The 10813-nt window shown below is 71.2% G+C and carries 9 protein-coding genes; 6 read left to right on the top strand and 3 right to left on the bottom strand.

Annotation, left to right across the window (positions count from 1 at the left end):
- The 4 genes from JFB92_RS24200 to JFB92_RS24185 all read left to right on the top strand — a co-directional run.
- On the top strand, nucleotides 1-1142 hold a 1142-nt coding region (locus JFB92_RS24200), incomplete at its 5' end, for a glycoside hydrolase family 15 protein (RefSeq protein WP_199044444.1).
- A 4-nt stretch (nucleotides 1143-1146) separates the two neighbouring features.
- A complete protein-coding gene (locus JFB92_RS24195; RefSeq protein WP_199044442.1) occupies nucleotides 1147-2199 on the top strand; it encodes a glucose 1-dehydrogenase in 1053 nt (350 codons plus the stop codon).
- An 86-nt stretch (nucleotides 2200-2285) separates the two neighbouring features.
- Nucleotides 2286-2657 (top strand): holo-ACP synthase, encoded by a 372-nt coding sequence (locus tag JFB92_RS24190; protein WP_199044440.1) that lies wholly within the window; start codon nucleotides 2286-2288, stop codon nucleotides 2655-2657.
- A gap of 20 nt (nucleotides 2658-2677) precedes the next feature.
- A complete protein-coding gene (locus tag JFB92_RS24185; RefSeq protein WP_199044438.1) occupies nucleotides 2678-4135 on the top strand; it encodes an NAD(P)H-hydrate dehydratase in 1458 nt (485 codons plus the stop codon).
- Here the strand turns inward: JFB92_RS24185 and JFB92_RS24180 are convergent.
- On the bottom strand, nucleotides 4110-4598 hold the full coding sequence (locus JFB92_RS24180; protein ID WP_199044436.1) for a cysteine dioxygenase: 489 nt from the start codon (nucleotides 4596-4598) through the stop codon (nucleotides 4110-4112). The genes JFB92_RS24185 and JFB92_RS24180 overlap by 26 nt on opposite strands.
- Before the next feature lie 279 nt (nucleotides 4599-4877).
- On the opposite strand from JFB92_RS24180, the gene JFB92_RS26760 reads away from it, so the two are divergent.
- A complete protein-coding gene (locus tag JFB92_RS26760) occupies nucleotides 4878-5846 on the top strand; it encodes a C40 family peptidase (protein WP_199044434.1) in 969 nt (322 codons plus the stop codon).
- A gap of 51 nt (nucleotides 5847-5897) precedes the next feature.
- Here the strand turns inward: JFB92_RS26760 and JFB92_RS24170 are convergent, their stop codons facing one another.
- The gene (locus JFB92_RS24170; protein WP_199044432.1) at nucleotides 5898-7892 is read right to left on the bottom strand and encodes an ATP-binding SpoIIE family protein phosphatase; all 1995 of its coding nucleotides are present in this window, start codon (nucleotides 7890-7892) and stop codon (nucleotides 5898-5900) included.
- A 144-nt stretch (nucleotides 7893-8036) separates the two neighbouring features.
- Entirely contained in the window at nucleotides 8037-9230 is a 1194-nt protein-coding gene (locus JFB92_RS24165; RefSeq protein WP_199044430.1) for an LPXTG cell wall anchor domain-containing protein, read from the bottom strand.
- Between the two features lie 238 nt (nucleotides 9231-9468).
- Here JFB92_RS24165 and JFB92_RS24160 point away from each other — a divergent pair.
- Nucleotides 9469-10813: HAMP domain-containing protein (locus tag JFB92_RS24160; RefSeq protein ID WP_199044428.1), on the top strand; the 1345-nt coding region annotated here is incomplete at its 3' end.

Raw genomic sequence — 10813 nt, 5'->3', positions numbered from 1 at the left:
GCGAAGCCGTCCGCCGCTCCCTGGTCACCCTCAAGGCCCTCACCTACGCGCCCACCGGCGGCATCGTCGCGGCCGCCACCACCTCGCTGCCCGAGCAGATCGGCGGCGTCCGCAACTGGGACTACCGGTTCTGCTGGCTGCGCGACGCCACCTTCACCCTCCAGACGCTCCTGGGCACCGGCTACATCGACGAGGCCCGCGAATGGCGCGAATGGCTCCTGCGCGCGGCCGCGGGCAACCCGGCCGAACTCCAGATCATGTACGGACTCAACGGGTCGCGCCTGCTCCCCGAGTTCGAGATCGACTGGCTGAGCGGATACGAGGGCTCGACGCCGGTCCGCGTCGGCAACGCCGCCTCCGACCAGTTCCAGCTCGACGTCTGGGGCGAACTGCTCGACGGCCTCCACGTCGCCCGCGCGGCCGGACTCGAAGCCGACCCCACCGCCTGGGAACTCCAGACCAAACTCCTCGACTTCCTCGAAGGCAACTGGGACCGGCCCGACGAGGGCCTGTGGGAGATCCGCGGCGAACGGCGCCACTTCGTCCACTCCAAGGTCATGGCCTGGGCCGGATTCGACCGGGCCGTCAAAGCGGTCGAACGCTACGGCCTCGACGGACCGGCCGACAAGTGGAAGTCCCTGCGCGAGGCCGTCCACGCCGAAGTCTGCGAACGCGGCTTCGACGCCGAGCGGAACACCTTCACCCAGTACTACGGCTCGCGGGGACTCGACGCCGCGCTGCTCCTGATCGGACAGACCGGGTTCCTGCCGTGGAAGGACCCGCGCATGGTCGGCACCGTCGAGGCCGTCCAGCGCGAACTCGACAGCGGCGGCTTCATGCTGCGCTACGACACCGCCGCCGACGGCGGCGTCGACGGCCTCGCCGGCGAGGAGGGCTCGTTCCTGGTCTGCACCTACTGGCTGGTCGACGCCCTCGTCGGCATCGGACGGACCGCCGAGGCCGAGGCCCTGTTCGAGCGGCTGCTCGGCGTCCGCAACGACCTCGGACTCCTCAGCGAGGAATACGACGCCGCCGCCGGCCGCCAACTCGGCAACACCCCGCAGGCCTACAGCCACGTCGGGCTGGTCAACGCCGCCCGGAGGCTGTCGGGAGCCCCACTGACACCCGGCGAAGGGAACTGAGGCCATGAAGGCGCTGACCGTCGTACCCGGGAAAGCCGACTCGCTGACCCTGGAGCACCGCGACGAACCCGACCCGGGCGACGACCTGCTCCTGGTCGACGGCCTGGCCGTCGGCGTCTGCGGCACCGACCGCGAGATCGCCGGCGCCGAATACGGCTGGGCCCCGCCCGGACGCGAAAGCCTCGTCATCGGCCACGAATCCCTCGGCCGCGTCCGGGCCGCCCGGCCCGGCTCCGGCTTCGAACCCGGCGACCTCGTCGCGGGCGTGGTCCGCAGGCCCGACCCGGCCCCGTGCGGCGCCTGCGCCCGCGGCCAGTTCGACTCGTGCCGCAACGGCGACTACACCGAACGCGGCATCAAGGAACTCGACGGCTACGCCGCCCAAACCTGGACGGTCGAACCCGACTACGCCGTCCGCATCGACCCCGGCCTGGCCGAGACCGGCGTCCTGATGGAACCGGCCAGCGTCGTCGCCAAAGCCTGGGACCAGGTCGACGCCGTCGGAAACCGCGGCTGGTACGAACCGCGCACCGCCCTGGTCACCGGCGCCGGACCCATCGGACTGCTCGCCGCCCTCATCGGCGTCCAACGCGGACTCGAAGTCCACGTGCTCGACATCGTCGCCGACGGACCCAAACCCGAACTCGTCGCCGGACTCGGCGCCGCCTACCACCACCGCGGCATCGACGAAGTCCTCGAACACACCGCCCCCGACATCGTCATCGAGGCCACCGGCGTCAGCAGGCTCGTCTTCGAGGCCATGGCCGCAACCGGACGGTTCGGCGTCGTCTGCCTCACCGGCGTCTCCCCGGTCGGCCGCAAGATCACCGTCGACGTCGGAGCGGTCGGCCGCGAAATGGTCCTGGAGAACGACGCCGTCATCGGCTCGGTCAACGCGGGTCTCGGCCACTACGCGCAGGCCGCCGACGTCCTGGCCGCGGCCGACCGCGACTGGCTCGCCGGCCTCATCACCCGCCGCGTCCCGCTCGAGGACTACCGCGAAGCCTTCGAACCCGGACCCGACGACGTCAAAGTCGTCATCGACCTGCGCCGCTGACCCCCGCCGGGCGCCCGGGCCACCGAATGGCCGAATCGACCCGCCGAAAAGGGGCGGATGCGCAGATCCCGTGGCAGTCTTGACGGGTGATCGTCGCGGTGGGCATAGACGTGGTGGCAGTGGATCGCTTCGAGCGCGTCCTGGAACGGACGCCGACAGTGGCCGACAAACTCTTCACCGAAGCCGAACGCGCCGCCCCCGACGGGCGGCCGCGCCGGACCGAGTCCCTGGCGGCCCGTTTCGCCGCCAAAGAAGCCGTCGCCAAGGCGCTCGGCGCGCCCGGCGGCCTGCACTGGAGCGACTGCCAAGTGCTCTCGGCCGATGACGGCCGCCCCTCCCTGTCCATCACCGGATCGGTAGCCGCGGCCGCCCGGCAGCGTGGCGTCTCGCATTGGCATGTCTCGCTGTCGCATGATGGCGGTATCGCGACAGCGGTGGTGATCGCCGAGACGGCGTAGGAAGTTCGAGGGGCAGTTCCATGGACGGTGCTTGGTCATCGGCGGCGATACGCCGCGCGGAATCCGAACTCATGCCGAAGCTTCCACCGGGCACGCTCATGCAGCGCGCCGCCGCCGGGCTCGCCGCCGTCTGCGCCCGGCTCCTGTCCGAGAGCGCCGGAAGCGTCTACGGCTCGACCGTGGTCGTCCTGGCCGGACCCGGCGACAACGGCGGCGACGCCCTGTACGCCGCCGCCCGCCTGGCCGCGCGCGGCGCCCGAGTCCGCGCCGTCCCGGTCATGGGCGACCGCATCCACCCCCTGGCCGCCGCCGCCCTCACCCGCGCCGGAGGCCGACTCACCTCCGAACCCCCCGCCGAATGCGACCTGCTCCTCGACGGCGTCCTCGGCATCGGCGGCCGCCCCGGCCTGCCCGATGCCGCCTGCCGTCACCTGGCGCGCATCCGGCCCCGCCTGACCGTCGCCGTCGACGTCCCCTCCGGAGTCGAGGTCGACACCGGCGCCGTCCCCGCCCAGGCCGTCGCCGCCGACTTCACCGTCGCCTTCGGCGCCCGCAAACCCTGCCACCTGCTCGGCGAGGGCGCACTGCGCTCGGGCCGGCTCGAATTCGTCGACATCGGACTGGCCGAATACCTCGAACCGCAGCCGGTCGTCTCCGCCGCCGACGCCGCCGACGTCGCAGGCTGGTGGCGCGAACCCGGACCGGTCGACGACAAGTACACCCGCGGCGTGGTCGGGATCGCCGCCGGATCGGCCGACTACCCCGGCGCGGCCGTCCTGGCCTCGTCCGGCGCCCTGGCCGGACCGGCCGGATACGTCCGCTACGCCGGAGCCGCCGCCGACTACGTGCGCCGCCGCCACCCCGAAGTCGTCTCCACCGACACCGCCGCCGCGGCCGGACGCTGCCAGTCCTGGCTGGTCGGACCCGGACTCGGCACCGGCGAAGACGCCCTCGAAGAGCTCCGCGCCGTCCTGGCCCGCCCGGTCCCGGCCGTCGTCGACGCCGACGCGATCACCCTCCTGGGCGACTCCCACTCACTGCTCGCCGGCAGGGAGGCACCGGTCGTGCTCACCCCGCACGACCGCGAATTCGAGCGGCTCTACGGCTCCGCGCCCGGAGAGGACCGGGCCGCGGCCGCCGCCGCCCTCGCCAAACGCCTCAACTGCGCGGTCCTGCTCAAAGGCCACCACACCGTCGTCGCCGCCAGCGACGGCGCCGTCTGGGCCAACCCCACCGGGCACCCGGCGCTGGCCACGGCCGGCTCCGGGGACGTCCTGGCCGGATTCCTGGCCTCCCTGGTGGCCTCGGGCATGGACTGCTCGCGCGCCGCGGTCGCCGCCGCCTACCTCCACGGCCGCGCCGGCGCCCTCGCCTCCGAAGGGCACCGCACCCTCAGCGCCACCGACGTCGCCGCGGCCCTGCCGCGCGCGGTCGGCGCCGTCCTGTCCGCCGCTACCAGTCCTCGCCGGCGCGCTTGATCGCCGCCGGGGACAGCCCGGTCTCGTCGAACAGGTACGTGCGCATCGCCTCCAGACCCGGGGCGTACACGTGCAGGCTCACCGCCGGCTCGCCGGAGTCGTTGCGGACCGCGTGCACGGTCCGGTCGCCGACCGCCGACACCCCGCCGCGCCCCAGGCGGGCGCGCTCCAGGCGCGGGAACGGGCCCGGCTCGACCGTGTACTCGGTCAGCTCGCCCGACACGACCGCGAGCGCTCCGGCCGCCGGACGGGCGGCGCCGCCGTGGTCGTGCAGTTCGGTGCCCTGCCCGGGCAGCCACGCCAGCAGCCAGGCCTCGTGGTCGGGCCCGGACAGCACCCGGCGGGCCCACCGGCTCGCCTTGCTGAACCGGGGCCGCAACGTCAGGTTCTCGGCATAGAAGGCGGCCAGGGTCTCGAGGCGGTCGGCCTCGAGCGCGGACGGAGAGACGAGAGCAGAAGTCATGGAATGGAAGATCTTTCGACGCGTCGGAACGGTGGGAGCGGGAACGGGCTGAGGCTCAACAGGAGCGACAGCGGCCGCTACAGCGACGCATCGTGGTGTCCATGGCGCATATCGTACCCGAATTCCCAGGGAACTCACAGCTCGGGCGCACTGATCGTGGATCGGGCGTTACGCTGCGAATTTGTCACGCCGGTGCCCTTCCATGGCCCGCGGGTGCGCGCTAGGCTCATCTTCGGTCAGTACCCCCCAGACTCGACACGCCGAAGGAGCATCCTCCTCGTGAACAAGCCGTCCCTCCGACGCAAATGGACCGCCGCCGTCATGGTCGGCGGTCTTCTGACTTCGGCGGTCGCCTCGGCGCCGGCATGGGCCGAGCGAGGCACCGACGAGATCGGCGACGACATCGATGTCGCCCAGACCGACCTCAACGAGACGGTCGAGGATTACAACGCCCTCGCCACCGAGATCTCCGACAACGAGGACATGATCGAGCAGGCCGAGGCCGACCTCGAAGAGTCCGAGGCCGAACTGGCCGACCTCCAGGAGCGCCTGGCCAACTACTTCACCGAGGCCTATGTGGACCAAGGTATCGGCGACACCGCTCTGCTCCTCGACTCCGGCTCCCCGGACGCGTTCGTCGAGCGGGTCGACCGCCTCAACTCGGCCAACATCTACGACTTCGAGCTGCTCGACGACCTCAACGCCGCCAGCGAGGAGTACACCACGCAGCTCGACCTCCTCGCCGACCTCCAGGCCGACCTCGAGGCCGACCAGGCCGACCTCGAGGAGAAGAAGAACGACATCGAGGTCCTCATGGAGGATCTCGAAGCGGAGTGGACGACCGCCGCCGGCGAAGAAGTCCCCGGCTTCGACGTCAGCCAGCTCCCGGGGATGACCGAGGACGAATGGGCCGTGGTCAGCTACGCGCTCAACCAGCTCAACGACCCGTACGTGTGGGGTACCAAAGGACCGGACACCTTCGACTGCTCGGGCCTGATGCTGGCCGCCTACAGCCAGATCGGCATCAGCCTGCCCCACAACGCCGCCGCCCAGTACAACCAGACCGCGAACATCAGCCGCGACGAGCTGCGGCCCGGCGACCTGGTCTTCTACAACAGCCTCAGCCACGTCGGCATGTACATCGGCAACGGACTGCTCGTGCACGCCCCGAACTCGACCACCGTCGTCAAGGTCGTCGAACTCGACCACGGCAACGTCTACTACGGCGCCACGACGATCCTGCACTGAGCGGCGACTACACCGGGCCTCGGAGGTCTCCTCCGGGGCCCGACCCGCGCCTCAGGGCCCGTCGCAGCGGACCACCAGGATCGCGATGTCGTCCCTCGGGTCGTCCGGAGAGAACGCCTGCACCGCCTCCAGCAGCGCCGTCGCGATCGCCCGCGCCGGCTTCCCGGCCGATTCCCGCACCGCCCGCACCACCCGATCGTGGCCGAACATGACCTCCGCGTCCCGCCGCTCGGTCACCCCGTCGGTGAACAGCACCAGCGCGTCCCCCACACCCAGGCGCACCCGCTCCGGGTTCACCTTCACATGCGGGAACAGGCCCACCGCCGTGCCCTCCTGGCCCACCCACTCGGGGCTCCCGTCGGCGCGCAGCAGCAGCGGCCGGTCGTGGCCCGACAGGCACAGCGTCGCCTCCAGGCCCGCCTCGGCCCGCTCCATCAGCGCCGAAGCGATCGTGGCGTAACGGTAGTCGCCGGGCTGATCCAGCAGCGTCGAGTTCAGAAGCTCCAGAGCCCGCGGCATCGGACGGCCGTCGCGGGCCATCACCCGCAGCACGTCCCGGACGACGCCGGTGATCGCCGCCGCCTGCGCCCCCTTGCCGCACACGTCCCCGATCGCCACCCACAACTGCCCGCCCGGCAGCGAGGTCGCGTCGTAGAAGTCCCCGCCGACCTCGGTGCCGAAGGCCGCCGCCGGAAGGTACTCGGCGGCGAAGCTGACGCCCTCGACCTCCGGGAGCGAACCGGGCATCAGCGCCGACTGCAACTCGTGCGCCACCGCGGCCCGGTCGGCGTGGATGCGGGCGTTGTCAAGCGCCAGGGCGCTGCGCTTGGCCAGGTCGGCGATGACCGCGCGCTCCTCGGTCGAGTGCGTCCGCTCCCCGGGGCGCCCGACCGACAGGACCCCGATGGTGGCGCCGCGGGCCGACAGCGGCACCGCGATGCCGTCGATGCCGCGCGGCATCGGCAGCTCCATGCCCGTCCACCCGTCGGTGGCCAGGCTCGTCTCCAGGGCGGGCGCGGCGGTGATCAGGCGGGTCCGCCACGTCTCGATGTCGGACTCCTCGACGTGTGAGATCGAGGCCAGGTCGAGCGCGCCCGAGTCGCGTTTGAGGTGCACGGCCGCCCAGCGGCCCAACTGCGGGACCATGATCTGGGGGATCAGGGCGACGGTGAGGCGCTCGTCCAGGGAGTGCGCCAGCAGCTCGCCGGCCTCGGCCAGGTACGTCAGCCAGCCCGAGCGGCGCTGCTCCTCGGTGCGCATCCGGTCGATCTGGAGGGCCAGGGAGACCCGCTCGGCGGTCAGCTGCGCCAGGGCCCGCCACTCGGGGTCGGACTTCCCGGCCAGGACCAGGCGGCCGGTGGCCGGGGCGGTCAGCGGCATCGCGACCTCGACGCTCGGGTCGGCGGCGTCGCCGAAGGAGGCCAGGACCCGCAGCCCGGCCCCGTCGCCGGAGTCGAACTCGATCTGCCCGCCATCGGCGGCGGTGGCGTCGTGGAGGCGCGCCAGGAGCTCGGAGACGAGCTGCTCGACCGGCAAGCGCGACTGGAGCGCCGGGGAGATCGTCAGCAGCGCGGCCAGCTGCCCCAGGTCGGTCTCGGTGGCCCCGGGCCGCTCGGTCGGTCCCGGCGGGCGGGACGGGGGCGGGGCCTCGGGGTCGCGGTCGATGCGGAACCAGATGGACTTGCCGGTCGCGTCGTGGGTGGTGCCCCACGCCGACGCGAACCGGTCGACCAGGAGCAGGCCGCGCCCGCCCTCGGCGGTGACCTCGGGCATGGCCATGTCGGCCGGCTCGATCCCGCCGGAACGGTAGTCGGTGACGGTGACGCGCACGCCGATCGAGTCGGCGGCGACGGTGAGGTTGATGTCGGTCCCGGCGTGGACGACCCCGTTGGTGGCCAGCTCGGTGGTCAGCAGCAGGGTCTCGTCGAGCAGCTCGGGCATCCCGGACTCGGTCAGGACCGCGCGGACAGCGGCGCGCGCGGCGGCGGGGGAACGGTCGTCCGCCGGCAGCCGCAGCCGCCGGGTGGCCCTCTCGGGGTACGTCACGGGCTCCAGTCTATGCCGGACCTTGGAGACCGCGCGGGACGGACTGTCCGGCGGTACGGCGCACGAAGAGGGCCGCCCCGGCGGTGGAATGCCGGAGCGGCCGTTGGTTCCAGTTGATCTATGCGCCGTCTTGCGGCCCGGGAATCAGCCCCAGTTTTCGGCGGTGTTGCGGCGACGCAGCACGAAGAACACGACCGCGCCGATCGCGACGGCCCCGAGCGCCGAGGTGATGATCACCGCCATGCTGGAGCCGGTCTCGGGCAGATCTCCTTCGCCGACCGGCTCCTCGAAGCGGATCCAGCCTTCGCTGCGGTCGGTGAAGTCCTCTTCTGGAGCGATGTCGTCCGCGTCGACGGCGGTCAGCGAGAAGTTCGTGTCGCCTTCGAGGTCGATGTCGAAGCTTTCGAGGATGCGGTCGAGTTCCATCCGGTTGACGTCCCAGACGGAGTACACGCCCATGTAGTGGTCCTCGACCTCGCCTTCGATCGCGTACCGGATCGGCGAGGACTCGCTGGGTGCATAGGTCACGCCGGCCTCGGGACTCCATTCGGTGACGACGCAGACGAGCCAGATCCCCTCGTGAGCGCAGTTGTCGTAGGAGTCGACGGCAGAGGCGATGTCGGCGTCCATCCCGGCGCTGTCCCAGCGGTCGTCAGCCCAGCTCCAGCTATCCTCGTCGACGGCGTCGACGAACCGGACCACCGAGCCCGCGCGGTCGACGGCGGCGGTCCCGTCGACCTTGATCTGGGGAGCGGCGGTGACCGTCTCGCCGACATCGGCGCCCTGGAGCGTGTGGTTGCGATAGGCGAACGTGAAGCCGTCGTCGCCGTCGTAGGCGTCGGCGAGGTCGTATTCGCCGGTGGAGGAGAAGACGGGTGTTTCGGCGCCGTTCACGAAGATCTCGATCGTGAAGGAGCCGTCGGACTCTGCGGTGGCCCCGTGGACGACCGCCACGATCGGCCAGGCCTCCGGGAACTCGGTGATGCCGCTCTCATCGTTGAATCTGCAGTTCATGACGCCATCGCGCGGGCCGTCCTGCTCGTCCCAGTCGTCCTCGCAGTCGACAGGGCCCTCTGGGGCGTGGAAGTAGAGCGTGTCGTGGTCGGAGGGGGTGAAGACCACCTCGAGTTCGGTGACGCTGCCGTCGGCCGCCGATTCGGGGACCTCGAGGTTGGCCTCGACCTCATTGTATTGCTGGTCGAGGAGCTGGACGGTGTCCAACCAGGCGCTGAAGCCGCTTTCGGTGTCCTGCGCGAAGGCTGGGGATCCTGCCGCGAGCGCGAGCGCCGTGGCGGCCGCTGCGGCGATGCGGAGACCGGACTTGTTCGGGGCTGGCATGGATCTCCTTGGGATTCTGCTCGGTTTCATGGAATCCTGCGACGAGAATCGCTCAATTCATAACAACATCAGCATGTACACGCCCCGCAGTGGCCCCAGGTTGTGCGCTTTCCTCGAATTCTCGGGTGTTACAGGAGGTGATCGGGCATTGTGCCCTCCGTAACCTGACTTCACGTTCTCGCCCGGTGTGTGACAACCTGGTAGGGAGCCCGCACCCGCAGAGCTGAGGAAGATCGCCATGACGGACACCGCTTCCCGCCCGGCCCACGCGAACCCGCCGCACGAATCCGACCTGCTGCGCTCCCTCGCCGATGCGCTCGGCGCGGTCGAACGGGGCGACTTCTCGGTGCGGCTGCCCCGCGGCGAGGGCCTGGCCGGCGAGGTCGTCGACCGCTTCAACGCGGTCGTCGAACAGGCCGACCGGCAGGCCCGCGACCTCGCCCTGATCTCCCGCGTGGTCGGCCAGGAGGGCCGCTGGAGCCACCGGCTCGACATCGAGCACCTCGACGGCGGCTGGTCCCAAGGCGCAGAATCGGTCAACCGCCTCGTCGAGGAACTGGTCAGGCCCACCACCGAGCTCGGCCGCGTCATCGAGGCCGTCGCCTCAGGCGACCTGAGCCAGGAGGCGGCCCTCGAATTCGAGGGCAAGCAGCTCCGCGGCGAGTTCCGCCGCCTCGGCGAGACGGTCAACCGCATGGTCGGGCTGCTGCGCAGCTTCTCCTCCGAGGTCACCCGCGTCTCCCAAGAGGTCGGCACCGACGGCAAGCTCGGCGGCCAGGCCGACGTCCAAGGCGTCTCCGGCACCTGGCGGTCCCTGACCGACGCGGTCAACACCATGGCCTCGAACCTGACCGACCAGGTCCGGTCCATCTCCACGGTCACCCAGGCCATAGCGGCCGGCGACCTGGACCAGAAGATCACCGTCAAGGCCTCCGGCGAGGTCGCCGAACTGGCAGACACCATCAACTCCCTGACCGAGACCCTCCAGGTCTTCGCCGGGGAGGTCACCCGTGTGGCCCGCGAGGTCGGCACCGACGGCCGCCTCGGCGGCCAGGCCGAGGTGCCGGGCGTCTCCGGCACCTGGAAGGACCTCACCGACAACGTCAACTCCATGGCCTCGTCCCTGACCGACCAGGTCCGCAACATCGCCGAGGTCACCACCGCCGTGGCCAACGGCGACCTCACCAAGAAGATCTCGGTGCCCGCCCAGGGCGAGATCCTCGAACTCAAGAGCACCGTCAACACCATGGTCGACCAACTGTCGAACTTCGCCGCCGAGGTCACGCGCGTGGCCCGCGAGGTCGGCACCGACGGCCGCCTCGGCGGCCAGGCGCAGGTCTTCGGCGTCTCCGGCACCTGGCGGGACCTGACCGAGAACGTCAACCAGCTCGCCACCAACCTGACCGACCAGGTCCGCAACATCGCCAAGGTCACCAGCGCCGTCGCCGCCGGCGACCTGACCCAGAAGATCACCGTCCGGGCCTCCGGCGAGGTCGCCGACGTCAAGAGCACCGTCAACACCATGGTCGACCAGCTCTCCAGCTTCGCCGACGAGGTGACCCGTGTGGCCCGCGAGGTCGGCA

Origin of the sequence: Glycomyces salinus (genome assembly GCF_016428645.1) — a bacterium.
Taxonomy (GTDB): domain Bacteria; phylum Actinomycetota; class Actinomycetes; order Mycobacteriales; family Micromonosporaceae; genus Glycomyces; species Glycomyces salinus.
Note: the sequence above shows the minus strand (reverse complement) of the source record. Positions and strands in the feature narration are given on the sequence as shown.

Coding starts and splice junctions, on each gene's coding strand:
- JFB92_RS24185 (WP_199044438.1), top strand. CDS start 2,678: ATGGACGGTGCTTGGTCATCGGCGGCGATACGCCGCGCGGAATCCGAA.
- JFB92_RS24165 (WP_199044430.1), bottom strand. CDS start 9,230: ATGCCAGCCCCGAACAAGTCCGGTCTCCGCATCGCCGCAGCGGCCGCC.
- JFB92_RS24180 (WP_199044436.1), bottom strand. CDS start 4,598: ATGACTTCTGCTCTCGTCTCTCCGTCCGCGCTCGAGGCCGACCGCCTC.
- JFB92_RS24195 (WP_199044442.1), top strand. CDS start 1,147: ATGAAGGCGCTGACCGTCGTACCCGGGAAAGCCGACTCGCTGACCCTG.